Source organism: Aurantiacibacter spongiae, assembly GCF_003815535.1.
Classification (GTDB): Bacteria; Pseudomonadota; Alphaproteobacteria; order Sphingomonadales; family Sphingomonadaceae; genus Alteraurantiacibacter; species Alteraurantiacibacter spongiae.
The window spans coordinates 2326057-2352058 of the sequence record NZ_RPFZ01000001.1 but is presented as its reverse complement, the minus strand read 5'-3'; the positions used below and the strand labels follow the sequence as shown (position 1 = coordinate 2352058).

The 26002-nt window shown below is 61.9% G+C and carries 23 protein-coding genes; 4 read left to right on the top strand and 19 right to left on the bottom strand.

What is annotated here, in order from left to right; all coding sequences use genetic code 11:
• Positions 1 to 118 precede the first annotated feature (118 nt).
• Genes EG799_RS11470 through EG799_RS11460 form a run of 3 tightly spaced genes read left to right on the top strand, consistent with a single transcriptional unit; the run spans position 119 to position 3338 of the window.
• Positions 119 to 829, top strand: coding sequence for a SapC family protein (locus tag EG799_RS11470; protein WP_158611069.1), 711 nt, complete (start codon positions 119 to 121; stop codon positions 827 to 829).
• A complete protein-coding gene (locus EG799_RS11465; protein WP_234029139.1) occupies positions 826 to 1848 on the top strand; it encodes a cupin-like domain-containing protein in 1023 nt (340 codons plus the stop codon). The genes EG799_RS11470 and EG799_RS11465 overlap by 4 nt, the downstream gene beginning before the upstream one ends.
• Positions 1845 to 3338 carry a tryptophan halogenase family protein gene (locus EG799_RS11460; protein WP_123881315.1) on the top strand — a complete coding sequence of 498 codons (1494 nt, stop codon included), beginning with the start codon at positions 1845 to 1847 and terminating at the stop codon, positions 3336 to 3338. Before EG799_RS11465 ends, EG799_RS11460 begins: the two co-directional genes overlap by 4 nt.
• A gap of 29 nt (positions 3339 to 3367) precedes the next feature.
• Here the strand turns inward: EG799_RS11460 and EG799_RS11455 are convergent, their stop codons facing one another.
• From EG799_RS11455 to EG799_RS11405, 11 genes are all read right to left on the bottom strand, one after another.
• Entirely contained in the window at positions 3368 to 4651 is a 1284-nt protein-coding gene (locus EG799_RS11455) for a TRAP transporter large permease (protein ID WP_123881313.1), read from the bottom strand.
• Entirely contained in the window at positions 4651 to 5100 is a 450-nt protein-coding gene (locus EG799_RS11450) for a TRAP transporter small permease (RefSeq protein WP_123881311.1), read from the bottom strand. The genes EG799_RS11455 and EG799_RS11450 overlap by 1 nt, the downstream gene beginning before the upstream one ends.
• Positions 5097 to 6131, bottom strand: coding sequence for a TRAP transporter substrate-binding protein (locus EG799_RS11445; protein WP_234029138.1), 1035 nt, complete (start codon positions 6129 to 6131; stop codon positions 5097 to 5099). Before EG799_RS11445 ends, EG799_RS11450 begins: the two co-directional genes overlap by 4 nt.
• A 32-nt stretch (positions 6132 to 6163) precedes the next feature.
• Positions 6164 to 6949 carry a hypothetical protein gene (locus tag EG799_RS11440; protein WP_123881309.1) on the bottom strand — a complete coding sequence of 262 codons (786 nt, stop codon included), beginning with the start codon at positions 6947 to 6949 and terminating at the stop codon, positions 6164 to 6166.
• A gap of 45 nt (positions 6950 to 6994) precedes the next feature.
• Positions 6995 to 9853: a TIM-barrel domain-containing protein gene (locus tag EG799_RS11435; RefSeq protein ID WP_123881307.1), complete on the bottom strand. Its 2859-nt coding sequence runs from the start codon at positions 9851 to 9853 to the stop codon at positions 6995 to 6997.
• Entirely contained in the window at positions 9850 to 11565 is a 1716-nt protein-coding gene (locus EG799_RS11430) for a DUF5597 domain-containing protein (protein WP_123881305.1), read from the bottom strand. Before EG799_RS11430 ends, EG799_RS11435 begins: the two co-directional genes overlap by 4 nt.
• Before the next feature lie 9 nt (positions 11566 to 11574).
• Positions 11575 to 12594: an SMP-30/gluconolactonase/LRE family protein gene (locus tag EG799_RS11425; protein WP_123881303.1), complete on the bottom strand. Its 1020-nt coding sequence runs from the start codon at positions 12592 to 12594 to the stop codon at positions 11575 to 11577.
• Complete coding sequence (locus EG799_RS11420) at positions 12591 to 13934, bottom strand: GntT/GntP/DsdX family permease (protein WP_123881301.1); 1344 nt, start codon at positions 13932 to 13934, stop codon at positions 12591 to 12593. The genes EG799_RS11425 and EG799_RS11420 overlap by 4 nt, the downstream gene beginning before the upstream one ends.
• Positions 13934 to 16231: a glycoside hydrolase family 3 N-terminal domain-containing protein gene (locus EG799_RS11415; RefSeq protein WP_234029137.1), complete on the bottom strand. Its 2298-nt coding sequence runs from the start codon at positions 16229 to 16231 to the stop codon at positions 13934 to 13936. The genes EG799_RS11420 and EG799_RS11415 overlap by 1 nt, the downstream gene beginning before the upstream one ends.
• On the bottom strand, positions 16228 to 17349 hold the full coding sequence (locus tag EG799_RS11410) for a Gfo/Idh/MocA family protein (RefSeq protein WP_123881298.1): 1122 nt from the start codon (positions 17347 to 17349) through the stop codon (positions 16228 to 16230). The genes EG799_RS11415 and EG799_RS11410 overlap by 4 nt, the downstream gene beginning before the upstream one ends.
• A 449-nt stretch (positions 17350 to 17798) precedes the next feature.
• Positions 17799 to 18173 carry a hypothetical protein gene (locus EG799_RS11405; RefSeq protein WP_123881296.1) on the bottom strand — a complete coding sequence of 125 codons (375 nt, stop codon included), beginning with the start codon at positions 18171 to 18173 and terminating at the stop codon, positions 17799 to 17801.
• A 207-nt stretch (positions 18174 to 18380) separates the two neighbouring features.
• Here EG799_RS11405 and EG799_RS11400 point away from each other — a divergent pair, with 207 nt between their 5' ends.
• Positions 18381 to 18614, top strand: a complete 234-nt coding sequence (locus tag EG799_RS11400) for a helix-turn-helix domain-containing protein (protein ID WP_123881294.1) — start codon at positions 18381 to 18383, stop codon at positions 18612 to 18614.
• Here the strand turns inward: EG799_RS11400 and EG799_RS11395 are convergent.
• The 8 genes from EG799_RS11395 to EG799_RS11360 form a co-directional block, all read right to left on the bottom strand.
• A complete protein-coding gene (locus EG799_RS11395) occupies positions 18584 to 19978 on the bottom strand; it encodes a reverse transcriptase domain-containing protein (RefSeq protein WP_123881292.1) in 1395 nt (464 codons plus the stop codon). The genes EG799_RS11400 and EG799_RS11395 overlap by 31 nt on opposite strands.
• Positions 19979 to 20206: 228 nt before the next feature.
• Complete coding sequence (locus EG799_RS11390) at positions 20207 to 20776, bottom strand: hypothetical protein (RefSeq protein ID WP_123881290.1); 570 nt, start codon at positions 20774 to 20776, stop codon at positions 20207 to 20209.
• A gap of 5 nt (positions 20777 to 20781) precedes the next feature.
• Positions 20782 to 20985, bottom strand: coding sequence for a hypothetical protein (locus EG799_RS11385; protein ID WP_123881288.1), 204 nt, complete (start codon positions 20983 to 20985; stop codon positions 20782 to 20784).
• Entirely contained in the window at positions 20982 to 21548 is a 567-nt protein-coding gene (locus EG799_RS11380; RefSeq protein WP_123881286.1) for a recombinase family protein, read from the bottom strand. The genes EG799_RS11385 and EG799_RS11380 overlap by 4 nt, the downstream gene beginning before the upstream one ends.
• A 192-nt stretch (positions 21549 to 21740) precedes the next feature.
• The gene (locus tag EG799_RS11375; protein ID WP_123881284.1) at positions 21741 to 22727 is read right to left on the bottom strand and encodes a hypothetical protein; all 987 of its coding nucleotides are present in this window, start codon (positions 22725 to 22727) and stop codon (positions 21741 to 21743) included.
• Positions 22728 to 22952: 225 nt separating this feature from the next.
• Positions 22953 to 23786 (bottom strand): hypothetical protein, encoded by an 834-nt coding sequence (locus EG799_RS11370; protein WP_123881281.1) that lies wholly within the window; start codon positions 23784 to 23786, stop codon positions 22953 to 22955.
• Positions 23787 to 23790: 4 nt separating this feature from the next.
• Entirely contained in the window at positions 23791 to 24753 is a 963-nt protein-coding gene (locus tag EG799_RS11365; protein ID WP_123881280.1) for a ParB/RepB/Spo0J family partition protein, read from the bottom strand.
• A gap of 2 nt (positions 24754 to 24755) precedes the next feature.
• Positions 24756 to 25919 carry a DNA adenine methylase gene (locus EG799_RS11360; RefSeq protein ID WP_158611068.1) on the bottom strand — a complete coding sequence of 388 codons (1164 nt, stop codon included), beginning with the start codon at positions 25917 to 25919 and terminating at the stop codon, positions 24756 to 24758.
• Positions 25920 to 26002 lie beyond the last annotated feature (83 nt).

The following is a 26002-nucleotide window of genomic DNA, read 5'->3' as shown; positions in this document are numbered from 1 at the left end:
TTGGCCTGATGGATCGGGCCGCCGCACGGCTGCGGCGGCCCGATTTGCAATTGAGACAGGCTTCCGGATAGGTCAGAACCTTGCCCGTACGCATCGCAATCACCGGAAAAAGACCGCCTTGTCTGCCGAACTGCTGAACAATGTCGATCATCACGATCTTCGTCTCCACATGCGATGGGGACGAGGCGGCGGCGACATGCTCAGTCAGGTTCTGGTGTTCCCCAACGAATTTCAGAGCGTACAGCGCCACTATCCGATCGTTTTTCGTGAAAGCGCCGATGGCCCCCTTCGGCCGGTCGCGCTGCTGGGTCTGGCAGCTGGCCAGAACCTGTTCGTGACGGAGGACGGCGGCTGGGCGGAGGGCCACTACATCCCCGCCGTGCTGCAACGCGGTCCGCTCGCCATCGCGCAAGGGGAGTCGCCCTCGGACGATCCGGTCATCCTCGTCGATCCGGCGCACTCGCAAGCCTCGAGCGAGCGGGGTGATCCGCTGTTTCTGGCGCAGGGCGGCAATGCTCCGGCGCTCGAACGCGCGCTGGAAGCGCTGCGCGTCATCTATGTCGGCAACGATCTGTTCGATCCCATGATTGAAGCATTCCACGCCGCCGGCTTGCTCAACCGCGTCAACCTCGAGGCCCGGGTGTCCGAAGATGCGACCTACGCCGTTCCCGATGTGCAGATCATCGACGCCAAACGGCTCGCCTCGCTCAGCGACAGTGATCTGGGCGCACTGAACCGCGCGGGTTTCCTGCAATCCGCCTTTATGGCCGCTGCCTCTCTCGGCACCATGCAGCGGCTTGCCGATCTTGCCGCCGGAGTCTCTGCGTGACGTCGGAGGGAACACCGGTGGCGCGGATGGAGGGGATCGACCCCGCCGCCATACCGTTTGGCGAGCTGATCGAAGCCCAGCGGCCGGTAGTGCTCGCCGAAGTGGCGGCAGACTGGCCATTGACCCGGGCCGGCCGGGCCGGCGCGAGGGAAGCGGCGCATTATCTCCAGCGATACGCATCCGATGCTCCGGTCACGGTGTTCCACATCCCGTCCGAGAGCGGGGGACGGTTGCATTACGCCGCCGGCGGCACAGCCTTGAACTTCACGACCTCTCGAGGCGATCTGGGGCAGACGCTGGCCGACATGCTGGAAACGGGCGATGGCGAGGCGCTTTACGTTGGATCGGCCGATATCGAGCGCTTCGTTCCCGGGCTTGCCACGGAGAACGGTCTCGACCTCGAGCATCCGGACTTTCGCCACCGGGAGCCGATCAAGAGCATCTGGATCGGAAACCGTACGGTCGTGCCGGCGCATTACGATACCTCCAACAATCTGGCGTGCTGCACCGTCGGGCGGCGGCGCTTCACTCTGTTTCCCCCCGACCAGATCGCCAATCTCTATCCGGGACCGCTCGACCTGACCCCCGCAGGCCAGGTCGTCAGCATGGTGGATTTCGACGAACCCGATCATGCCGCCCATCCCGGTTTTCGCGAGGCGCTGGCCGTATCGCAGGTGGCCGAACTGAAACCGGGCGACGTGCTGTTCTATCCGGCCCTGTGGTGGCACCGGGTGGAGGCTCTCGATCCGTTCAACGTGATGATGAACTACTGGTGGAACCCGGTGCCCACCTTCGTCGATACGCCCGAAACCACCGTGCTTCACGCCATACTCAGCCTGCGCGACCGGCCAGAAACCGAGAAGCGCGCCTGGCAGGCGGTGTTCGACTATTACGTCTTCGGCGATGCCCGGCGGGCCGCAGAACACCTGCCTCCGGAAGCGCGCGGCTTGCTCGGCCCCCTGGACGAGATGGCGGCGCGCCGGTTGCGGGCGCGGATCCTGCATCGGATGAACCGGTGAGCGAGGCGGGAGACAGCGGGCCGCGGATCAGCAGAGTCGTCGTCGCCGGAGGCGGAACGGCCGGGTGGACGGTCGCCGCGGCGCTGGTAAAGGCGCTCGGACGGTTGCTGACGATCACCGTCGTCGAATCCGACCAGATCGGTACGGTCGGAGTGGGCGAGTCCACTATTCCGACGGCGCGCCGGTTTCACGAATTGCTGGGGATCGACGAAAAGACTTTCGTCCAAGCCACGAATGCCAGCTTCAAGCTCGGCATCAAGTTCCAGGACTGGCTGCGCGAGGGGGAAAGCTATTTCCATTCCTTCGGCACTTCGGGTCGATCGAACTGGCTGGCCGATTTTCATCATATCTGGTTGCGCGCCCGCGAACTCGAACTGGCCGAGGAATACGGCGCCTATTGCCTCGAACACCATGCCGCGCTTTCGGGCAAATTCGCCTGCGGAGCAGGGTCGGGCCTCAACTACGCCTACCATCTCGATGCGACGTCGTATGGCGGTTTCCTTCGCCAGCACGCCGAAGCCAACGGCGTCCTGCGCCGCGAGGGGCGGATCGCCCGGGTGCGCCGCGACGGGGAAACCGGCGATATAGCAGCCCTCGAGATGGAAGACGGCGAGGCGATCGAAGGCGATCTGTTCGTCGATTGCACCGGGTTTCGCGCTCTCCTGATCGGGGAAACGCTGGAGGTTCCTTTCGCAGACTGGACGCACTGGCTCGGCTGCGACCGCGCGCTTGCCGTGCAGACCGAACCCGTCGGCCCTCCCCCTCCCTACACGAGAGCGCGCGCCCACCGGGCCGGGTGGCAATGGCGCATTCCGTTGCAGAACAGGGTCGGCAACGGCCTGGTCTACGCCAGTGAACGACTTTCGGAGTGCGAGGCGCAGTCCCTGCTTCGCGAACGGACCGACGGGGCGTACGTGACCGAACCCAGGCTTATCCGGTTTCGCACCGGAATGCGTCGCACGATGTGGGAACGCAACTGCATCGCGATCGGTCTTACCGGCGGCTTCGTCGAGCCACTCGAATCGACGAGTATCCATCTCATCATGACCGCCGCGATCCGACTGCTGCAGCTATTCCCGTTCGACGGGATGACCGCCGCCGGACAATCGCGCTTCAACGTTGTCGGTCGGCGCGAGATGGAGCATATCCGGGATTTCATCGTATTGCATTATCATCTCAACCGGCGCCAGGAACCGTTCTGGCGCGAAGCGGCCGACATGGAAATTCCCGATACGCTCACCGCCCGCATCGAGGCCTTTGCGGAGGGTGCGATCGCCTGGCAGGAACCTGATGAACTGTTCCGGATCGATTCCTGGGTTCAGGTCATGCTCGGTCAGGGTATCGTGCCTTCATCCCACCATGCCTTTGCCCGCATGATGGAAAGGGAAACGCTTGCGAAGTCGCTTGCCGGTCTGTCGGGCAACATCCGCTCCGCGACATCACAGCTTCCCGACCATGGTGATTTCCTCTCGCGATACCCGGCAGGTTGAGCGTCCGGGAATTTCCGAAGGCAGCCGTTTCAGCCGTTCCAGGCGTGAACCAGTCCGAGCGACAGGGCCGGAACATAGGTGATGAGGATGAGCGCGACGAGCAACGTCAGGTAGAACGGCCAGATCGTGCGGATCATCCGTCCGACCGACACTCCGCCGATAGCCGCGCCCGCGAACAGCACCGCGCCCACCGGAGGGGTAATGAGGCCGATACCGAGATTGAGCATCATCACGACGCCGAAATGGACCGGATCGACCCCCACATCCATCGCTACAGGCAGAAAGATCGGCGTGGTGATCACGATCAGGGGGGCCATGTCCATGAAGGTGCCCAGCACGAGCAGCATGATGTTTATGACCAGCAGCGTGAGGACCGGATCATCGGTCATCCGTCCGATGAGCTCGCCCAGTTCGGCCGGCACCTCCAGCAATGCGAGCGCGTAGCCGAACGAGGTCGCTGCGGCGATGATGAACAGCACCATCGCTGCCGTTCGGACGGACCGTTCGGCCGCCTGCCAGAACTCCCGCCAGCCAAGCGTGCGATAGACCAGAGCGCCAACCAGGATCGTGTAGACGACGGCAACGGCGGAACTTTCTGTCGCGGTGAATATCCCGCTGAGGATGCCGCCCATGATGATGACGGCGGTCATGATCCCGGGCACGGCATAGATGGCCGCACTGGCGAAAGCCCTCCAACCCGGGAACGTGCCGCGCGGCAGCCCGAGCTTTCTGGCGACGACCCATGCGGTGCCCATCAGCATCAGCCCCGTCACCACGCCCGGCACGATGCCGGCCACGAACAGGTCGCCGATGGAGACACCGATGCCCGACGCCGCTGCGTAGATGATCATGTTGTGAGAGGGCGGGATAAGCAGGCCGACGATGGCGGCGGTCACCGTCACGTTCATGGCGTATTCGCCGGGATAGCCCTTTTCCCTCATCAGCGGGGCCATCGACGATCCGATTGCCGATGCACTGGCGATGGCTGATCCCGAAACCGCGCCGAACATCATCGATGCGCCGACGTCGACCAGCCCCAGCCCGCCCCGGACCCGCGCGAAAGTGGCGTCCGCCACGCGCACCAGCCGCTCGGCGATGCCGGCCCGGTACATCAGATCGCCGGCGAAGATGAAGAAGGGGATGGCCATCAGCGCGAACACGTTGATGCCGGATGCGGTGCGTTGCACGGCCAGGACCGGGGGAAGGCCGATGGCGAGAAAGCACAGGAGCGAAGCTCCGAACAGGCAGAGCGCCACCGGTACACCCAGCGCCAGCAGAAGGAGTAAAGCCCCGAACAGGACCGCCAGCTCCATCAGTCCTTCTCCCTGCCGAGCGTCTGTTCAAGCGCGAACCACGTCATCAACGCCCCGGAAACCGGCAGGGGGAAATAGGCGACGGCGCGGCTCAGCCCCAGCGAGGGAATGACGTTGCCGCGAACGCTGATGCACAGTTGCACGCCGTAGATCGCCAGGACCAGACCGAGTGCGGCGACAATCAGCGACACGATACGCCGCACCGGTCCGGCGCGATCCCCGAGCAGTTCCTCGAGCAGGGCAATGCGGATGTGAAATCGCTCGTGTATGCCGGCGGCCGAGGCGAACATCACGTACCAGATCATCAGCATGAGCGCCGCCTGTTCCGTCCATGAAGGGCTGGCCGACAGCACGAAGCGCCCGAATACCTGCCACGCCACGATGGCCGTCATGGCGACGAGACCGATAGCGCCGAGACGCACCAGCCACCGGGAAAGCCAAGCCGTCATGCATCATCTCCCATCGCCACGATGCGGCGTACGAGGGAGGCCTGTTCCGGCGTACTGACGAAGGTATCCCAAACAGGTCGCATGAGGGCCGAGAACGGAGCGATGTCGACCTCGTTGACTGCCACGCCGGCCGCCAGCACGGTGGAGCGCGCCTTTTCGACGCGCGCGTTCCACAACTGTCGCATGACCGGCACGGAAGCTTGCGCGGCCTCGCGTACCAGCGCCCGGTCGCTGCCCGTAAGCCTGTCCCAGGCCGTGACGCTCATCGCCAGCATCTCCGGCGTTAGCAGATGCCGGGTCAGGCTGTAATAGGGGGCAACCTCGAAGTGGCGCGCGCTCTCGAAACTGGGCCAGTTGTTTTCCGCCCCGTCGATGACCCCCTGCGCGAGCCCCTGATACACCTCGCCATAGGCGATCGGCACCGCGTTCGCGCCCAGTGCATTGACCATCGCGACATAGAGGTCGGACCCCGGCACCCGGATCTTCATGGCCCGCATGTCGGCTGGCGTACGGATCGGGCGCAGCGTGTTGTAGAAGCTGCGCGCGCCCGAATCGTAGAAAGCCAGGCCGATCAGGCCGTGGGGCCTCATCGAGGCGAGAATTTCGTCCCCCACCTCGCCATCGAGCGCCCGGTGAAGATGATCGGCCGAGCGGAAGAGGAAGGGCAGCGATGCGGCAATGGTCAGCGGCGCGATCGAGTTGAGCGGGGCGAGATTGACCCGGACAATGTCGAGCCCGCCGAAACCGGCAATCTCCAGCGTTTCGGTTTCCGAACCCAGTTGGGCACCGGCATACAGCTTGATCGACAAACGGCCGCCGGTCCGCTGTTCGAGATAGCGGCCCATCCATTCGACCGCCTGCGAAGTCGGGTAGTCGGCCGGCTGCGCATCAGCGGCAAGGAATGTCCCGGCGAGCCGCGACCGGCACCCGGCAAGCGCCCCCCCGGCAGCAAGAGCCGCCGCGCCTGCGAGGAGATCTCGCCGCTTCATTCCGGGAAAATCCCAGGGCAGGGAATTAAAGGCCCGAACCATGCTGCGGCGGCTTTCGATGCAACGTCCACCGGCTAGGTTCCGTTGTTCCTGTCGTCCGCGGCGACGACGCCCGGCTGCCAGATTTCGCGCTGCCGGCGGCGTTCCCAATCTTCGCGGCACTGCGCTTCGTTCCGCAATTGGTCATCCGAAAGCTCGTCGGCATCGATGACGGTCAGTTCGGCATCGTACATCCAGACATCGCCGCTCCGCAAAATCACGCCGAACCCGAGCCACGATGCTCTGTAGGAAACGGGACTCCATTCTATGCTGATCGGTGTCCATTCCCGATCCCCGCCGAACTCGATCATCTCGGGTCGACCGTATCCGTTCAGCCAGATCAACGCCCTCGCGTCGCGCGCGGCGGCGAACATCGTTAAGCGCACGGATTTGCAGCGGTAGTCGTCCGGTGGAAGCTGCTGTTGGAGTTGCACCTCGCCGGCCGGGCTATGTCGCTTCTTGCCGATGCACAGTGGCGTTCCGTCGTCCGGCTGCCGGAAGGTGAAGGATCCCATTCCCCGGCCCGCACGCCGCCAGCTGCCCGGCGAAGTGAACTCGCCGGGCGGAGGTGGCGCGTCGGGATCGGTTCCCCCCTCGATGAAACGATACCCCCCCTCGCCATCGGGCACGGTGAAATACCACTGGTCGCGCGGCGCCCGCGCCGTCACCTGGTCCAGCGGATCGCTGACCAAGGGTTCGCAGCGCGGCGGTCGTCCGACGACGACGATGTCCGGCCCGGGAACACCCTCCGGCGGCGCGACCGATTGCGTTCCTGCCGACAGGATCAGGGGGGCGGACAAGACGGCGAGCACAGCTTGCATGGCTTCGATCCTAGGGTCTTCCGGACCATACGGCGAGCGGACGTCTCACCGGATCGGCAGCTCGACCGCGCTTCCGTCGTAAACGATCGTCCGGACCGCGTTCGCGGCGAAGACGGGCCCGTTTCCTTCGCCGTCATGGACAACCACGCCAATACGGCGCCGCGCAGGCATGCCGGGGTAGCTGCCGCGGCGTGCGCCGATCCGCAACGTTTGCGCGGCCTCGTCCCAGATCAGCGGGATGCGCGAGAATTCCCCGTCTTCATAACCCATGTCCGTTCCCTCGTCCTCGTACAGGGTGAAGCTTGCATCGCTCCCTGCAAAGACATGCACGGTCAGGTTGCCTCCGGTATCCTCACCGGTCGACTGGACGAGGGGACCGGCTGGCACGATGGATCCGGCGCGCACGAACAATGGCATCCGCTCGCGCGGGGCGGCGGCGGAGATCGTCTGCCCGCCCGCCCGACGCTCACCCGTGTTCGCGTCGATCCACGCGGCCCCTGCCGGCAGGTAGACATCGCGCGCGCGCGCCCTGAACTCTGTGACCGGGGCGACGAGCAAAGCGGGGCCGAAAAGATACTCGTCGTCGATATCCCAAACCGCATGATCGGCTTCGAAATCCATCACCAGCGGTCTGATAATCGTGCCGTCATCGAAATACGTGCCCGCCGCGACGGTATAGATATATGGCAGCAGCCTATAGCGCAGGCGATGATAGTAGGTCAGGCTTTCCATCATCGCCGGATCTTCAGCCGCGATGATGGGCGTTTCGCGTTGCGGGTATTCGCCGTGACTGCGAAACAGCGGGCTGAACGCGCCGAACTGGAACCAGCGGGTATAAAGCTCGCGCCATTCGGGAAGATGGTCGGGATCCTCCCGGCTGTAACGGTCTTCCACAGCGAAACCGCCGATATCGTGGGTCCAGTTGGGCACGCCCGCTACGCTGAGATTGAGGCCAGCGCTGATCTGGTCGCGCAGATCGTCCCACCGCGCCGCGACATCGCCCGACCACAGGGCGGCCGAGGCGCGCTGTACTCCGCCGAAACCACTGCGCGTGAGGATGAAGGGCCGCCTGTCCGGCTGCGCCTCGCGCAGGCCCCGGGCCACACCTTCGGCGTGTGGCAGGGGATAGGAATTGAAGATCGCCGCGCCCGGAACGCCCGTGGCGGGGCTGGTCATCTGGTACTTGCGCTGCTCGACCGAAAGGTTGGAATGCCAGTCGGGCTCGGTCGCGTCCATCCACCAGGCATCGAAGCCAAGGGGCAGCAAGGTTTCCCGGATCTGCCGCCAGTAGATGCTACGCGCATCACGCGTGTAAGGATCGTAGAACGTGTTGGCATAGCCCGGACCGACCCAGTCGAGCTGCCCCGCCTCGAGCGGTCGCGGATAGAGATAGCCGCTCGCAGCAAGTTCCTGTCCATGCGCGGTCGCGGGATAGAATTTCGGCCAGACCGAAATCATGATCCGCGCGTCCTCGTCGTGCACAGTCCGCACCATCGCGGCGGGATCGGGAAAGCGGTCCTCGTCAAAGCAGTGACAGCCCCACCTGTCCTCTGGCCAGTAGAACCAGTCCTGCACGATGGTGTCGATCGGAATGTCGGCTTCGCGATAGGCGCGAAGGACAGCGAGGAGTTCGGCCTGGGTCTCGTAGCGTTGCCGCGACTGCCAGAAGCCGTAGGCCCATTCGGGCATCATCGGTGCCCTGCCGGTCAGGCGACGGTAGCCGGCAATGGCGGCGTCCATCGTCGGCGCGGGGACGATGTAATAGTCGATGGTCTTGCCCGCCTCGCTGGCGAAGCTGACCGAATGGCGATCGGCTTCGGGCAACGGATCGGCGTGTTCGAGGGCAATATAACCCTGGTTCGGCTCCCAGTCGACTTGCAGTTCGACAGGCTTGCCCGCCGTCAGGTCGAGTTCGAAATTGTGATACCAGGGGTTCCAGTTCTGCCGCCAGCGCGTCAGAACCTCCTCCTCATCAGCGCGGACGGTCACGTAGCTGCTCGAATAGAGGCGGAACTTGTGCGTGCCGCTTACCTCGGGAGTGAAGGTGCCCGTCCACACGACGCGCTGGCGTTCAACCGAATTGCCGGCGGTGTTCTGTCCCATGGTCGCCGCCTCGACCGCCGCCGTCGCCGCATTCGGCCAGCGGGCCTGATCTTCGAGATACTGGTAATCGATGGCCGCTTCCCGGCGCGAGAGCACCAGTTCGTCGCCGAGGTAATAGTCGGCTTCCCAGCCCCCCTGCACGCCGGCGAAGCCCCGATCGGACATCACCACGGGCGGCAGTGTCAGCTTCTCGTAGGGCCGTGGATCGCCCACGTGGGTGATCGAGTTGTTGTCCCACAACAGGCCGTAGCCGCGTGTCGAAACGAGATATGGCACGGCGATCGCCATGTTGTGCTGGGCAAGCTCCACATCCTCGCCGTTGTAGTTCATCTGCCGGTTCTGGTGCTGGCCGAGCCCGTAGAGCCCTTCGTCCGTGCCGCGATTGAACTGGACGCGGGTGGCGAACCATTCCTGCCCCTCCAGTTCGACCGGTACGATGCTGCGAGCCGACGCATTCTCGTCCAGCAGCAATTCGCCATCTTGCCCATAGACCACCAGCCGCCCGTCGGTCAGCTGGACCATCGCCGTGCCCTGCGCGGAGGAGAGTTTGGCCCACCCCTCGTCCGCCCGGAACCGGGGCGTGCCATCGGCTTGCGCGATCACCATGAGGCTGTTCACCGCCTCATCAACGTCGCGCGCGACCGTCACCCGGAAGCTGCCGTCGGCAAAGGCGAGCACGCGCACTTCATCGCCAGCATCGGTCATCACGATCATGCCGTGATCGACCTGCCGGACCTCGCCAGCCAGTACCGGGGTCGTGAACGCCAGAAGGCTGGCGGTGGCGGCAAGTGCCAATCTCATCGGTAAGTCCCCATTTGCACGCGGAGCCAGACAGGCTGCTGCCCGAAATTGAACCCGTAATCCACCTGATCGCCGTTCCAGCGCCGGCGCATGACCGATTCGCCCTTGACGAATGTGCCCTCCTGCGCTTCGATCAACTGCGCCTTCTCTCCCTCCGACGGATCGGTCAGCGCGATCCGCAGGCGGACGTTGCGGCCCGCGATCAAAAACGTATCTGGTTCAAGCTGCATCGCCACAGCACCGCCGGTCGGTACATCGGCGAGCGGGTGCGGGTCGCGCGCGATCCATGTCCAGTTATCCTCTCCGAAGGGCCACCGGGCATATTGCGCGGTGATGCGCCAACGACCCATCGAATGCGACTGATCGGCGGCATCGTTCCCGCGCGCCGTACCCCAGGTGGCATGGTCCATAGCCAACCGCGCCCAGTGGCGCGCGACCGGGGCAAGCAGCGCATACGGCGCAGCAAACGAATCGAGCGTGGCCTCGTCGAGTACCTTCGCCCCCAACGGGTAGTTGGGGGGGCTGGCCCGGTCCATGCCGAACGGGCTGTAGAGCACGGTCCCGCGGCCCAGCGCAGGCCAGAAGAAGCGCGCATACTCTGCTGCATTTCCCGTCTCGGGCACCACGAGGGGCGCGCCGTCCGCCCCGAACCTTCCGAGAAATGCCATCACCGCGTCCGCATCGCGCGTGTAGATATCGGGACCGTAGGCGTCGATCGAGGGGGCAGCGATCCTCCAGATCGGCAGCGCGTTCCAGTTCGGACCGCCACTCGGCCCGACATCACCAGCTTCGGCGGTGAACGCGTCGCCGAGCGCGGCGTTGACCATCACCGGCAAATCCCATTCTGCGAGACCGGCGCTGGCGACCGCCTCGACGTAGCGGGCCATGTGCCAGCTCATGAAGAACTGTTCGGCCCGCGGGCCGAAAGCTTCCGCCCACGGGGCGCGGGCGATACCCATGCCCCGCGCCAGCTCCGCCGGGATCGGCCGGGCGAACAGCCCGTCGGGGCCAGGGGCGTGATCGCGCGCCAGACCGTAGCTGCCCGTCTCGTTCTCGACCTGCACCATGATGACGGTATGCTGCGAATCTATCTTGGCGAGGCGGCGCATCACGGCGGCAAAGGCCCGGGCATCGCCCTCCCGCGTCGCCGCGCCGTGCGGCGAAAGCGCGTAGTGAGCGGTCCCGTCCGCCGTTCGCATGCGGGGAAACCTTTCGCCGTCCCGCTTGACCCAGACGGGCGCGTAGCCAGGTGCGGTATTCTTGAAGGCGCCATACCATAGCAGGACGAGGCGTTTGTCACGTGTCCGCGCCTCTTCGATCAGCGTGTCGAGGAAACTGAGATCAAACTCACCCTCGGCCGGCTCGATCTGTTCCCACGCCACGGGCATCAGCAACGTGTTGGCGTGCAGGCGTTCCATCATCGGCCAGACCGCATCGAGCATGGCAGGATAGTTGGACGAATTGTTCGCCTGCACGGCCAGGGCGAGGTAGGGTCTGCCATCCACGATCAGACCCGTGTGCGCGCGGCCCTGCTCGAAATGCGGGGCCGGGGATTGCGACGCCGCCGGGATCGCGATCAGGCATGCGAGAACGGCGCAGGCCATCACCCGGAGCATTCGCGCGGGCTTCAACGCAGTCTTGCGACGCCTGCCGTCCTGCCGGAAAGGGGCGTCGCAAAGCTCGTTCGCATGAGAGGGCGGGAGCAGACGCACCTTCCCGCCTCATCCCCGCGCTTTCAAACGCACGCGCGCGAGCATGTCGTGCGAGGTGAGGAACAGCGTGCGTCCGTCACTACCCCCAAAAGCGCAATTGGCGACCGCCTTTCCGGTCGCGATGATGCCGAGCACCTCGCCGCGGGGCGTCGTCACGTGAACCCCGCCCGGTCCGGTAGCAAAGACATTTCCGGTGCGATCGACCTTCACTCCGTCGGGCAGACCCGGCAGCCCGGCAGCAAGTCCGGACTGCATGTCGAGGAACAGGCGCGATCCGGTCGGCATTCCGTTCGCGTCGAGATCGTAGGCGAGAACCTGGGGTCGCTCCTCGTCCGACAGCGCGAGGTAAAGCGTGCGCTCGTCCGGCGACAGCGCGACGCCGTTCGGGCGTCGGTGGCTACCGTCGAGCAACGCGACATCGCCGCCGGGCGCGATCCGGTAAAGGCCGTTGAACGGCACCTCGCGCAGCGGGGATTCGTCGGCTTGCGAAAAGCCATAGGGAGGATCGGTGAAATAGATCGCCCCGCTGCGCGAAAGCGTCAGGTCGTTCGGACTGTTGAACCGCTGCCCTTCGTAGGTGGCGGCCAGCACCACTTTCTCGCGCGTGGCTAGATCCATCCGCGCGATCGTGCGCGTGCCGCTGTCGGCCATTACCAACCGCCCCCGATCGTCGATGCGAAGACCGTTGGCGCCGGCCTCCCGAACGCCCGCCGGGATCGGACCGGCCAGTCCCGACGGGGTGAGGAAGGGCGCCGCGCCGATGCCGGGCGTCCAGCGATGGATGACGTTGTTGCCCGGATCGGTAAACAGCAGGAAACCGCCGTCGCTCACCCATACCGGACCTTCGGCCCAGGTGTAGCCGGTGGCGAGCTGCTCCACCGGCGCGTCCGCATCCACGATCGCGTCGAGGCGTGCATCGAGGCGTTCGATGCCGCCCACGCGCGGATAGCGCGGCGCTGAACCGGGGTGAACACAGCCGGCAAGGGGCGCGAGTGCAAGCGAACCGAGAAAAGTACGGCGTCCGATCATGTAAAACTCCAGAGCAGCATGGCGATTGCGAACATGACGAAACCCGCGATCGTCGCGCTCAGCGTCCAGCTGCGGAACGTCTGGGTTTCGGTAAGGCCGAGATATTGTTTGACGAGCCAGAAGCCGGTGTCGTTGACATGGCTGGCGACAGACGCGCCTGCGCCTATCGACACGGTGACGAGGGCGACCTGGCCAGGGGAAAGGCCTGCCTGCGCGATCAGGGGCGCGGCGAGCCCGGCGGCGGTAACCATGGCGACCGTCGCCGACCCCTGCGCAACGCGGACGAATGCCGCGAGCAGGAAGGCGAACACCGGCACCGCCAGCGCAAACGCCGATACGGCGGCCGTGATCTGCTCTCCGGCACCGGACTGGATCAGCACTTCCTTGTAGGCCGCACCCGCACCGACGACGAGCACCATGAGCCCGGCCGGGGCCAGTGCGCGGGTCATCACGTCCGAAATGGTCTGCAGCGGGGCATCGAGCCGCAGGCGCAACCACAGCCCTACGAAAGCGCAAGCGAGTATCAACGCTGTGAAGGGGTGGCCGATGAATTCGAGGAAGCTGCGTGACGGCCCCTGTGGAAGTACGCCCCCCGCCAGCGCCGCCAGCAGGATAAGCGACAGCGGAATCAGCATTCCGCCTAGCGCCGGGACGAACCCGATCGCGGCGATTGCGGGTGCGTTCTCGTCGAAGCGCGGCGGCGGACCGCCCTCGCCGAAGCCGCTCTGTCCGTGCGCCAGGACCGCAAAGACCGGCCCGGCGATAACAGCGGCGGGAATACCGCAAGCAAGACCATAGAGGGCGAGCAGGCCGTAATCGGTGCCGATCAGTTCAGCCACGGCGACAGGTCCGGGATGCGGCGGCAGCAGGGCATGCATCGTCAGCAGCCCGGCGAGTAGCGGGAGCGCGAAATACATCACGCGCCGCCTCGCTCGCAGCGACAGGGTGACGACCAGCGGAGCAAGCACGATGAACCCGACGTCAAAGAACAACGGTATGCCGACGAGCGTGCCGATCACCACCAATGCCCAGGGCGCCCGACGCTCTCCGAAGGCGTCGAGCAGCCGGTTGGCGAGCACCCCGATCCCGCCGCTAGCCTCGAGCAATCCGCCCAGCATAGCGCCCAGCCCGATTACCACCGCCACGAACCCGAGCGCCTCACCGGTACCCTTGCGCACGGCCGCGATCACGTCGGCAGGCGGCGCGCCGAAAGCGATCCCGGTGCCGAGCGCGACGACAAGCAGCGCGATGAAGGCCGGCACCTTCCAGCGCAGAACCATCGCAATAAGCACGACGATGCTGACCGCCACGACAGACAGGCTGGCCCAGGGTTCGGACATCATCCGACGGAAACGGACGTCGCCGGGGCAGCGCCGGCCATTTCGCCAGCGCCGAGCGCCCGGTCCACGGGATTGTCGAGTTGGCCGCGCAACCGGATATCGTCCGACGACGATCCGACCATCACCTCCACCCCGCCGGGCGCAATTCGCCACCCGTCGTGCCAGTAGGCGAACTGTTCGGGCGTGAGCGCGAAGCTTATCCGGCGCGCTTCGCCGGCGGGAATCGAGAGCCGCGCGAAGCCCCGCAATTCCTTTACCGGCCGCGCCATCCCGCGGACGGGGGCGTGGATGTAGAGCTGGATCACCTCCTCGGCATCGCGCGTTCCGCTGTTCGCTACGGTCGCGCGAACGGTCCAACGGGGGAAGCGGCCACCGGTATGCCCATCGATTTCCAGCGCCGAATAGGTGAAGTGCGAATAGGACAGTCCATGTCCGAACGGGAACAGGGGCCCGATACCGACATCGCGGTAGCGCGCGCTGTCGACCGAAAGGTCGGGATTGGCCGGGCGTCCCGTCGGCGGATGCGCGTAATATTGCGGAACCTGTCCGGTAACGCGCGGCATACCCATCGGAAGTCGTCCGGCAGGAGATACCGCCCCGAACACTATGTCGGCGATGGCGGGGCCGCTTTCGTTACCCAGAAACCAGGTTTCGAGCACCGCGGGAATCCCCTCCAGTGTCGTCTCGAGCGCCAGCGGGCGTCCGTTCATGAGAATTGCGACAATGGGCTTGCCGGTCGCGCGGATCGCATCGACCAGTCGGCTCTGGGCACCGGGCAGACCGATGTCGGAACGGCTGCGCGCCTCGCCGGAGAAATCGAAATCCTCCCCGATCGCGAGCAGCACGACATCCGCGTCCTCGGCCGCCGCGACGGCGGCGGGGATGCCGCTCGTGTCGTTTTCGCGCAGTGAAACGCCTGGCGCGTAGGTCACGTTCATCGGTTCGAGCGCCGCGCGAAGAGTGACCGAATCCTCCATTTCCCCGCGCGCGCGCCACGATCCGATGGTCGAGGACGCGTCGTCCGCGAGCGCTCCGATCAACGCGATCCGCGCATCCCGCCGCAGGGGTAGCACGCCGCCGTCATTTCGCAGCAGAACGATCGAGCGCCGGGCCGCCTCGCGGGCCACCAGTCGATGCTGCGCCGAACCCAGTACGGTGCGCTCGCGCGCGGCGTCACCGAAGCGGTATGGATCGTCGAACAGACCCAGCCGCGCCTTGGCGTGCAGGATGCGAGTCACCGCCTCGTCGACCAGCGGCAGCAAGGCCGGATCGGCCGCGATGGCCGCTTGCAGATGGTCGGCGTAGGTATTGCTTGTCATGTCCATGTCGACACCGGCGCGCAGCGCGAGCGCGGCGGCTTCCACCGGGTCGCTCGCGGCACCATGCGCGACCAGTTCGAGGATCGCGTTCCAGTCGCTGACCACGACACCCTGGTAGTTCCACCGGTCGCGAAGCAGCGCGCGAACGAGGTCGGCATTGCCGGTGGTGGGCACGCCGTTGAGTTCGTTGAACGCCGTCATGAAGCTGCCCGCGCCCGCCTCTGCCGCCGCCCGGAAAGGCGGAAGATAGACCTCGTGCAACGTCGCTTCGGAAATATCGGCGCGGTCGTAGTCGCGCCCCCCGGCCCCGGCCCCGTAAGCGCCGAAATGCTTGGCGCAGGCCATCACCGCGTCTTCGTTCGAAAGGTCGCCGGTCTGGAAGCCACCTACCTGCGCTTCGGCCATGCGGGAACCGAGATACGGGTCTTCGCCCGCACCCTCCACGACGCGGCCCCATCGGGCGTCGCGCGCGACGTCGATCATCGGTGCGAAGGTCCAGTGCAGTCCGCTGACCGAAGCCTCCGTGGCCGCGACGCGGGCGGCACGGCCGGCGATTTCCGGATCGAAGCTGGCGGCAAGCGCGAGCGGCACCGGCATGATCGTGCGGTAGCCATGAACCACGTCCATCGCGAACAGGAGCGGTATCCCGAGCCGCGATTCCTCGACCGCAACCCGTTGCAACCGCGCCAGCGGTTCGGCCCCCGCGACGTGGAGATAGGATCCGACACGCCCCTCGCGAACGCGCGCAAGGGCGGAAGCGTCGATACGCGAATTGAGCGCCTTCTGACGCCCGCCGGCAAGCTGTGTCATCTGACCGAGCTTTTCGGTCAGGGTCATCTGCCCGAGAAGGGCCTCGATGCGCTCGGCGTCTTCCGCCGGCGGAACCGTCCGGGCCCGGGCAAGCCCCGGAAACCGGGTGCTCGCCGCCAGCAGGGCGCCCGCGGCGAGGAAGGCACGGCGATGGATCGGCGCGTTCATACGGCAGCTACCGCCACGCGGCGCCCCTCCCGCGCCGATCGGTAGATCGCCTCGATCGCTACCAGGTCGCGCAGCCCCTCTTCCCCCGGGACGATCGGCTCCCGCTCCGTAACGACGCACTCCGCTAGGTGATCGAGCTGCCCGACGAACTGGTTTTTCCCCGGCTCGACCGGACTGCGCGGCTCTATCGTTCCGCCCTTGCTGACGCGCATGGCCTGTCCCGAATACTGCGTCGCCGGTTCGAGGTCGATCCAGCCCTGGGTGCCCGTCACGCGGTAGGCGTTGTGGGGACTGCTGTAGGATGATACGCAGCTGGCGAGCACGCCCGAGGGGAAGAGCATTTCCCAGTCGATCCTGTCTTCCACCTCCCGGAATCGCGGGTCGGAACGATCCGTCGATTCCACCGCGCTGATATATGTCGGCTCCTCCCCCGTCAGGTAGCGTGCGGCATTGAGGCTGTAGATACCGATATCCATCAGCGATCCGCCGCCCGCCATGTCGCGATCGAGCCGCCATTGGTCGGGCGATATCGGAAAACCGTGTTGCGCAGTGATCACCCGCGAAGGCCCGACATGACCCGAACGGGCGAGATCGATGGCCAGCCGGTTGTACGGCTCGAACCGGCTGCGATATCCGATCATGAGCTTCTTCCCGGCTTCGCGGCATGCCGCGATCATCATCCGACATTCGGCCGAGCTGGTCGCCATCGGTTTTTCGCACAGGACATGCTTGCCGGCCTGCGCCGCGCGCACCGTGTATTCGGCATGCATCGCGTTCGGCAGGACGACATAGACGATGTCGATGTCGGGGTTCGCGCTCATCCGGTCGTAGCTCTGGTAGTCGTACCGGTGGGTGCGGGGAATGTCATATTCCGCGCCGTAGCGCGCAAGCTTCTCGGGCGTTCCGCTTACCAGGGCAGTCAGCTTGGCGAACTCGCAATTCCTGAATTGCGGCATGATTTGCTGCGTTGCGTAATAGCCGAGCCCGACCACCGCGTAGCCTAGCTTTCGCCCGGTCTGCCGCGCCCTGTCCCGCGCCCACCCGGCGGACCCGCCAAGTCCGAGTGCGGCGAGCGAACCCATGCCCTGCAACACCGCACGCCGATCGGTCCTGCCCATCTCGTTCCCCCCTCCGCTTCCATCGCGTCTGGCCCGACCTTCTCGAAGGAGGTTCGGTGTCCGATTCGCACTTCCATGGTAGCGCTATCAGCAAACGGCGTCGGGGACAAAAGTCTCGCCCGCCCGGAGCCCGGAAAAGGGATATGGCCGGGTGGCGGAGAGGGAGGGAGAAAGCGCCACATATCAAAAACCCCGGTTTTTCAGGGCATTGCTGCCATACCTGATAGCGCATGTGTAGCCGGAAATGTAGCAGCAGATTATTTGATAACGTCAATCGCGATTATGGTGAGCCGTCTCTCGCCGGTCGCCCCAAAGACGCTTCGCCCCCGATCTCAAATTGAAGATAATGGCCTCGAACTCTCGGGAGCGAACTTCGGTCGAAGCGCGTTGCACCGTGTTACTCCCTTATCTACGCTATGGGCATCAAGTTGCGAGAGCATGGACTGCAATCAGTTCGCCAAGGCTGCCGTCGCTTCAGGATCAGCGTCGGGCATTAGATGTTCAATGCACCTCGATGAAACTCTTGCCCGTTGGAGCATCGCATCCGGGTCATTGCCGGTAGTTGCCAGCAACACCTCATCGCCCTTCACATAGAATTGCTGAAATCCAGCATACCCGCCGAAGGAGTTGCGTGCGTTTACCTCGCCACAGACCCTGTCCCCTACCTGCTCCACGTTCCTGAATTGGGCCGACGAAGGGTCTTTCAGTTCCGCCGCCACTCTGGATTGCGCTGCCGCAATCTGATCGGGGCCGACATAGGTTTGATAAACATAGGCAGCCACGCCGACAGTTACAGCGACATAGAAGATCGCCTTCAATTTCATCAGCCTACTCATCCTTTCGTCGCTGGGCTATCGGTTACAGCCTCCCGAAGAAGGCTATTTGATTTCCGTGCAGATGGATCGACGTTAAGTCGTGCAGCCCATGAACAACGTCTAGCACACAGAAACTGACGAAGTGTTACCGATAGTATTCACATTGCACTCTATGGAATGTGGCGGAAATCGGGGCTTGATGGCCTGTGATGGCCTATGGACATCTGCAAGCATTTCGGGGCGAACGTGCGCCGCATCCGCCGCGCGAAGGACATGTCGCAGGAAGAACTGGCGCACCGCGCCGACATCCATCGGACGTATCTCTCGGCGCTCGAACGATCTGGCGGACGGAACCCGACGATTAGAGTAGTGGACCGCTTAGCACGCGCACTCGAAGTCACGCCCGGCCAGCTTCTCGACTATTCCCACCAAGGGACATCTGTCCGATAGGTTGGGCGTTTTCCTATCCGGCTGTTTCGGCGCTCCCGAATGGTCTGCGCGATCCGCATGATTTCAGTGTGCGGCGGAAGTGGCGCGAAGTTCTCGCCATCCATCTCCAATGCTATTTCAGCTAAGGGCATGGTGCGCCGATACCTACGACGCACAAGCTCTCGGACATGATGGCGGGCGAAGAACATGTCGTTCCCGTCCAGATGAGCCCGGACTAGTGGAAACGATGACCACCATGATTTCATATATCGTCGAAAGCGCAGGAGTGCCTTCGCGTGTCCCGCCTCGGCTTCAAGGATGTAGGCGCAGGTCTTGGTGTTGAACTTGATGAGGTTCTTGTCTGCGGGCTGGCAAATGACGGTGCCGCGCCTTGACCTGAAATGGTAGCCCAGGAACTCGAAGCCATCAGCAACGCGTCGCGCGGTCCCGTGAACCTTGTTACGAAGTTGGAGGCACCCTGCCGGACTGTGCGCAAGCGCACGGACCAAGGATTGTGCAATCGTCGTCACCTCTCGCTTTGTGCGAGCCATAACGCCGAAGTCGTCAGCATAGTTGATAACCGTCGCCGGGCAATGAAGCCCATCGAGGATATGCTTGATGACGATGTCAGCCACTATGGGTGAGGTGCGCGAGCCTTGACTTACCCCGGATTGGGAAGCCTCCGCCAATCGTAGAACATCAACAAGACCATTATAACGCACACGAACGTCATCCATTGCCGGAGGGCAGATGACGTTGTCGATGATGCGACGAGGTAGTGGTATGAGGTTGTGCAATCTCCTTGTGTCAATCGAAGGGTAGTAGTCGGTAATATCGAGGCCGATGAACCAGCGGGCATCTCCGTCCACTGCGTTGAGGACCGCTTTCGCTGCTTCGTTGCGACCGTCCTCGCCTTCTTGCATGGCATGTTGCCTCGGGTCTGGCCTGTGCAATCGGCAAAGCAACTGTTGCACCATCCGCTGTTCTGTTGACCGCTTCAGTCCGAACAGTGTCAGCAACCGGGTGCTACCGTTGTCCTTCTTGATCGGCACAACGTGGGCTTGCTCCCCGGCAGGCCGGAACGGATCAATCGTTCTTGCGGTTGCAATCAGTTCCTTAGACTTTGCTCGTTCACCTCCTTTCAGGATTGTGTTGACCTTCGCCGTCGCTGCCAGCTTGACCGAGTAGGAGCGCAGATAGCGATCCGTCAGGTATCTGACTTGCCTTCTGTCCCCAGCATCCCGCGCCCGCTCGATCCGGCGAAGTAGCTTTGCTGTTGCCTTCTTGGCTCTGCGGATAGGGACACGCGCGGGCTCCCATTCATCCGTCGGGGGATGATTGAGAGGCACAAGGCCATAGGTGCGAAGGGGTCGGTATGGTGTCATGGCGCGCTCGAATAATGCACGTGGGTATTGGCTGCTTCGAGCGCGCCTAGACGCCAGCCAATACCACACGTGCCCGCCAAGGGATCAATCTTGGCGTGATCTATTTAGTAATTAAGCCGCCATTAGTCAAACATTTCATAATATCTACTTTCATTGTCAATGTTGACAAAAAATGTGGGATATAGAGGCATAGTAACGAAAGTTGTCTATTAGATGCTCTCTGAATAATCAGAGCAATCGGCCTTGCCGATCCTCTCGTTCCGCACTCTCGATGCCATGCAGGTTTCGGGGCAGCTTGTCGGCAATCCCGTAGCAGGCGAACAAGGCCGGATCGGCGCGCATGTCGCGCAGTTGCTCCCCCCGTGTAGCGCGAAGGTAACCAGCTAGATCATAGTCGATTGCCGGGATCAGGGCGAACCACTCGTCGCCAGTGCGGACGTGCGCCTGCATCAGGTCTCTCCATGCAGCCGGACGTGAGAACCGGCGATGCAGTCGCTGATGGCAAAGGCCGCACAGCGCGGGCGAGCACAGGACAGAATAGTAGTTCTCGCTATGGAACCCAACCTTATCAGTGCTGGCGCAAATCGCGCAATGCGTCGGCACAGTGATGCAACCTGCGGCGATGAGCCATCGGGCAATCTGCCAGTGCTGAACTCGCTCTACGGGCGTGAAGCCCATATAGGGCAATATCGGTGGCCAGCGCCACTTCAGGAAGCTCCTCGGTGCTTTCGGGCCGGGCGGACGCAATGGCAGCGAGGGGAGTGCGGCCAACAGCCGCTCGGGATCAAAGCTCGCCATACCCTTCAACGCTGGCCGGAGATGCCAGCGCCGGGCAATCGGCGCATCAGGGTCTCGATACGGGCAAGACCCTGCCGGATGTGCCCGGCGAGCGGAGCAACCATGTCTATGGTCAGATCAGATGACTGGCCTTGCACTGCAATATCGTGAACATCCTCAAGAGCCGCCGTGACATCGGCGAACACTTGCCGGGGATTGTCCCACTTCATGCTTCCGCCCCGTCAGCCAGAACACGATAGACGCTTGCCCTGCTTATTCCGAGCCGGGTGGCGATCTCGGTCGCACCAAGCCCGGACTGACGAAGTTCTGACACCTGCGATGCCTTCCGGCGTGCAGTGGGTGCCCTGCCTTTGTAGCGACCTTCCTGCTTGGCCTTGTCGATCCCGATGCGCTGGCGAGACCTCATCGTCGCCAACTCCCATTCCGCTACGGCAGCGAACATCGTCAGAAGCATCCGGCCTGTTGGAGATTTTGTGTCTACCTCACTACCGCCGAAATCGAGGATGCGCAGTGCAACGCCTTTGGTTTCCAACTTGGCGACGATGCCGAGCAAGTCTGTCGTTGATCGCGCCAGCCTGTCGATTTTGCAGACTACGAGCGCATCGCCCTCGCGGACGAACTCCAATGCCGCCTCAAGCTCATCGCGCTGCGCAATCGAGGATGTCATCTCCCCGAAAATGCGAGTGCAACCCGTTGCAAGCAACTGCTGCTCTTGCGCTTCGTATCCCGCGACCTGCTCGGTCGTCGATGACCGTTTGTAACCAATAAGCATCTGACAAGCCTCGCATTTCCTAAGAAATGTTGGCATCAAATCGCGTCTAAGTCACGGATTTATTGACAAAAAATCTCGACATTGGTCTCGCCCAACGAGGGCGTGAAACATCCCGCGTGTCAAAGGAAGGTAGAGATGCGCCGCGTGATGCGCGGACGATGATGCACGCCGCTGCTGCTAAGGGTGTCGGGCTCAACCTGCCGGATCGAACTCAATGTCTGTGATGGTAGCGCGGGCGTTGCCTTCACTCCATTCGCTAGGCACGTTTTTAGCCGTGTAGAAACGATCACTTTCCTGTTGCCAGATGTAGTTCGGGCGAAGCGGCCTGTCCTCATTACCCATGCTGAACCCGCCCACGTTGACCGGGTAATAGAGTTCTTCGGCAATGGGCTGATCGTCGGCGTCGTAGAACACGACCTTGACGGTAAGGCTGTTGATGGTGCGATCACCCTCGTTCTTGATTTTGAAGTCCACGCCCGGCGTCCGGCCATCCAACATGCTATCGTAGTATTTCGCCTCGAACTCGTAGAGGCGCAGGCTGTCGCTGATGTAGTTCGCTTCTTCAGCAGTGGGGCCCGAACTCGTTTCTGATTGGGTGACGGGTGACGACAATACGGAGTTTGCAGTCGCAGTCTCCTCCGCGTCTGGTGCCGTGAAATATCCCCATGCGTCCTGCACTGGTGCTATAAGGAGGGCGAGCACCGAAATGCCAGCGGCGATCCGTTCGACATTGTCACCAGCCGAAAACATCGAGGAGCCGTCCGCTTTCCGATCCTGAACGGCTACATAGACCAGCAGAGCCGGTCCTGCGGCAAGGATAAGCCAACCCCACTGCAAGCCCACCGACGCCATCGCTGTTTGCGCGAGGCCCGCAAAAGGGTTGCCTTCCAGTTCTTCGGCCATGCCAGTGCGCATTTGCGTCATCGCCCATTGCATCCGTCCGAACATGTAGATGACGGTGAGGAGGGCAGCACCGCCTGTCCAAATGAGCGTATCGCGCCGTTCTGCCCAAGCCAGAAAGCCGCTAAGTAGCCCCAAGATCAGCAACCCGATGGCGACGATATTGAAGCCGTTGCTCATGAGGGTCACGTTGCCCAAGAACGGCAGCGTTGCGATAGGCAGGAACAATCCCACAATCAGCAAGCCAGCGCCCACGAAACTCATTGCTTTGCTGTTCATTTAGGTCACGCCCCCAATAATTCTTCGTTTTGCACCATAGAGTTGCGCGGAGTGATCGCACCCTTGTCTGAAAATCTGGTTATTGAACGGCATGGCAAATGCCGATGCGGCGTTCCGCTAGGCTCTAGAAGCTGCGAGAAGGTGTCCCACTGATGCGGAAACGACTTCAGTGACACAAATCCCCATTGGCCGGTGAATGTCCCACATGGGCAGGGCCATGTGGCATCAAAGCGAGCCAGTTAGCCCAACTGCCTTAAAGCCTTCCTGCAAATCCTTCAAAACCCTAATGCCATCTAGGAAGCTGTGTCGGCAATCACGATACTTCTGATGTGCTTGCTTCTGGGATTTGGGATAATGATGTGCGGCGTTTCTTATCCGAGAAACGAAGGCCCCGGCACCACTGAGCTTAATCTCCGCCTTCCCGAACTGAGCAAGCGAACGCATCTTGATTATTACGTTTGCGAGGGTCGAATTAGCATCTTTTTTGGTCATCCACCCCTTTCTTACAGCCTCCTTGGCTGCCTTCATCACCATCCCTTCCACCAATTCAGTGATGCTTGCGACACCCGCAGGGCTGTCTCCTTTATAAACCTCAAACGAGGATTGGACTTCCCGCCGAACTTTGGGCGTCAGTCCTTTCACGTCAGCATTGTAATCACTGTCCGTAATATGCTGAACAATGGGAATTGCGGCAGATTTTTTGACTACCTCCCCCTCTGCGTTGACTGTGAACAGTCCAAATCCGTGCCGGATGAGATCGTTGGCATCCTTTTGGTCATTCAAGTATGCCTCCTCAGGGCATACGCAATAGACGGCTATTGGCTTCTGAACCTCTGCCATATCAGCATGTCGCATCCGAAAAATTGCAGGGTAGACTTTCTCGGACACCTCGATGAGCATCAGATGCTTGTTCACGGCGCAATTGAGCGTCGGAACCCAACGTAGGTTCTTGTCAATCTCTGTTCCGACCTTGATTGGAGGATTGGCATAGTTCGTCTGCAAGTAGGATTTGATTGCGTCCGTAAGAAAGTCCGTTGCTGTAGTGATACCGTCGCTCATGGTTTCACCCCGCCAGCAGTCTGCTCAGGGTTCCATGCAGCTTTTTCAGGCTTTCAACCAAATCATCGTCAAGATCGTCGGCCCTTTCCTCCTCAAGAACCTCGATAATGAAGCCCTCTATGTCCTCGACGTATCGGAAATACTTTCTCTCTTCATATTCAAACGCAACCGATCTTTCGTATGCCTCGCGTATCGATAGATTGTTGTTTGGATCGAATATCTCACCAATTATTTTTCGGGTCTGGCCCCGCTTGACATCCAAATTGTCAAGGGCAGTTGCAATCTTGGACAACTGCCGAAAATCAGTAACAGCACTGATTGTTCCTCTCTGGAACTTCGCAAGGAGCCCATCTCGAATTTCGTCAAGACGGCTTTCATATTCTGGCACGCGCTTCACGACAGTTTTCAATGACCTCTCCATTTCAATGAAGAAGTCTTCAGATAGCTTCTGCTGGAGCTTTGGCTTTTCCAACTCACCCAAAAGCAAGTCTTTAAATCGATCCGGCAGATTGATGAGTAGTTGGCAGCGACGAATTGCGCCTCTGGTCAATCCTGTCATCTCAGACAGTGTCACTTCGTTCGGATATTCACCGTTCTCGGCAAAAAAGAGATCGATCACCCTCTCTAGCTTCGATGCTATTGTGTAATAGTCCCACTGCTCTCGAAGCGCATGGATGTTATACATGAGCACGAGGTTCTGAAGCTCGGTAGGCTTTGCCTGAACGATGGCTGGAATGGCCCTCAGGCCCAGCTTTCCTGCGCATCGCCAGCGACGCTCACCGTCTAGCAGATAGTATCGTCCGCCGTCTAAATAAACCGTGATCGGCACCTGTATGCCATACTGGTCAATAGAGAGCATTAGGCTCTCCATTTCTTCCTGCCGGAAGATGAGCCTCGGATTTTCCGGGTTTGGACTAATGTCACCCGGCGCAATCATTTTTAGCGACTTTCCGTCACTCTGGGCCATGCCTAGCTCCGCGCTCGATAGAGTAATTCAGTAACCTGCCTCTTTGCATCGCCCTTCGATGCACCCATGGTCGAATGATTGTGGAAGATAGGGAACACTTCTGGTGGACGACCAAAGTGCTCCTTGATCATTTCCCCGATTTGAGACCGTGAACTGGGCAGCAAACCATCGGCAGGGTAACTGAGAATAAGGTCTGCCTTGAGACGCGATGTGCGAGCAATTAGCTGCTCGATGCTCGCCCGCACTTTCGACGCATGAGAAAACTGAGAAACTGGTCGATTGTCTCTATACAAGCCGCGCCCCCTAGCTGCGGGATAGTCATAGAGAATTGCCGTTTCATAAAGATGGTAATACCGAGAATACTGATCTGCCGTATAAGGCGGATCGGCATATACCACTCCAACTTCGGCATGTGGGATTAGCTCTGCCAGTAGAGATGCCGCCTCGGTTTGGAAGGCCCGGTTTCCTGCTCTCCAATCAGGCTCTCCTATTGCTTCCAGCCTATCAAACGCGGACAAGAACTCATCCCAAACTGACCTCATGCGCTGCCCCAGCACCTTGCCGATGTTGCTTTGCTTTGGATTTAATGCCTGAGCAAAGTGCCCTGTAGTGTTGGCACACCGGGCCATTGCACTGCATAATGCGACAAGCAGCCAATCCTTTTCGGCACATTCCCCATCCAGATGATCAATAGCATACCTAATAGCATCGATCTCTACGGATTGAGAAATGCCAAAATAAGTGCCCGAATACCGATCTATGAAAAGTTGATGCCTACTCCCTTCTCCATGGCTAATCCGATTTGCCTGAAAAATGCCATCCTCGAACAACTTACTGAGGCGTTCAATACTCTGCTCACTCAGTGCCTCAAGCTCGACATCGATCTCTCTGGACAGCGCGGTTGCTAACCTTTGCTTGTGCAAGGAATAATGGGTCACGAGTTGATCTTCGGCCCACTTTCGATCTGGTGCATCAGATCGACCGCAAAACTGGCATGTCGCCACAAGATAGGCAAACCGCTGAAGGTCATTTGACCATACTTGCCGAGCCGGGGCGACAGCCTGACCGACCGAACACATGCCGGAGAAGAGATCGAGAAGTGGCCCTGATTGACTGTCGTCGACCAAATCGGCCACAACTGGAGCCAAGTGGCGCTTGGTTCCCATGTAACTGACAGCTAACACATTCTTCCCCCTTGACATGTCAGTATTTGGCAATCGAATACCAATCAATATCAATCTTCGTTCTC

Coding starts and splice junctions, on each gene's coding strand:
- EG799_RS11375 (WP_123881284.1), bottom strand. CDS start 22,727: ATGAACAGCAAAGCAATGAGTTTCGTGGGCGCTGGCTTGCTGATTGTG.
- EG799_RS11415 (WP_234029137.1), bottom strand. CDS start 16,231: ATGAACGCGCCGATCCATCGCCGTGCCTTCCTCGCCGCGGGCGCCCTG.
- EG799_RS11445 (WP_234029138.1), bottom strand. CDS start 6,131: ATGGTTCGGGCCTTTAATTCCCTGCCCTGGGATTTTCCCGGAATGAAG.
- EG799_RS11385 (WP_123881288.1), bottom strand. CDS start 20,985: ATGAAGTGGGACAATCCCCGGCAAGTGTTCGCCGATGTCACGGCGGCT.
- EG799_RS11370 (WP_123881281.1), bottom strand. CDS start 23,786: ATGAGCGACGGTATCACTACAGCAACGGACTTTCTTACGGACGCAATC.
- EG799_RS11380 (WP_123881286.1), bottom strand. CDS start 21,548: ATGCTTATTGGTTACAAACGGTCATCGACGACCGAGCAGGTCGCGGGA.
- EG799_RS11440 (WP_123881309.1), bottom strand. CDS start 6,949: ATGCAAGCTGTGCTCGCCGTCTTGTCCGCCCCCCTGATCCTGTCGGCA.
- EG799_RS11410 (WP_123881298.1), bottom strand. CDS start 17,349: ATGGGCAGGACCGATCGGCGTGCGGTGTTGCAGGGCATGGGTTCGCTC.
- EG799_RS11405 (WP_123881296.1), bottom strand. CDS start 18,173: ATGAAATTGAAGGCGATCTTCTATGTCGCTGTAACTGTCGGCGTGGCT.
- EG799_RS11455 (WP_123881313.1), bottom strand. CDS start 4,651: ATGGAGCTGGCGGTCCTGTTCGGGGCTTTACTCCTTCTGCTGGCGCTG.
- EG799_RS11435 (WP_123881307.1), bottom strand. CDS start 9,853: ATGAGATTGGCACTTGCCGCCACCGCCAGCCTTCTGGCGTTCACGACC.
- EG799_RS11425 (WP_123881303.1), bottom strand. CDS start 12,594: ATGATCGGACGCCGTACTTTTCTCGGTTCGCTTGCACTCGCGCCCCTT.
- EG799_RS11365 (WP_123881280.1), bottom strand. CDS start 24,753: ATGGCCCAGAGTGACGGAAAGTCGCTAAAAATGATTGCGCCGGGTGAC.
- EG799_RS11395 (WP_123881292.1), bottom strand. CDS start 19,978: ATGACACCATACCGACCCCTTCGCACCTATGGCCTTGTGCCTCTCAAT.
- EG799_RS11420 (WP_123881301.1), bottom strand. CDS start 13,934: ATGTCCGAACCCTGGGCCAGCCTGTCTGTCGTGGCGGTCAGCATCGTC.
- EG799_RS11390 (WP_123881290.1), bottom strand. CDS start 20,776: ATGGCGAGCTTTGATCCCGAGCGGCTGTTGGCCGCACTCCCCTCGCTG.
- EG799_RS11360 (WP_158611068.1), bottom strand. CDS start 25,919: ATGGGAACCAAGCGCCACTTGGCTCCAGTTGTGGCCGATTTGGTCGAC.
- EG799_RS11400 (WP_123881294.1), top strand. CDS start 18,381: ATGGACATCTGCAAGCATTTCGGGGCGAACGTGCGCCGCATCCGCCGC.
- EG799_RS11450 (WP_123881311.1), bottom strand. CDS start 5,100: ATGACGGCTTGGCTTTCCCGGTGGCTGGTGCGTCTCGGCGCTATCGGT.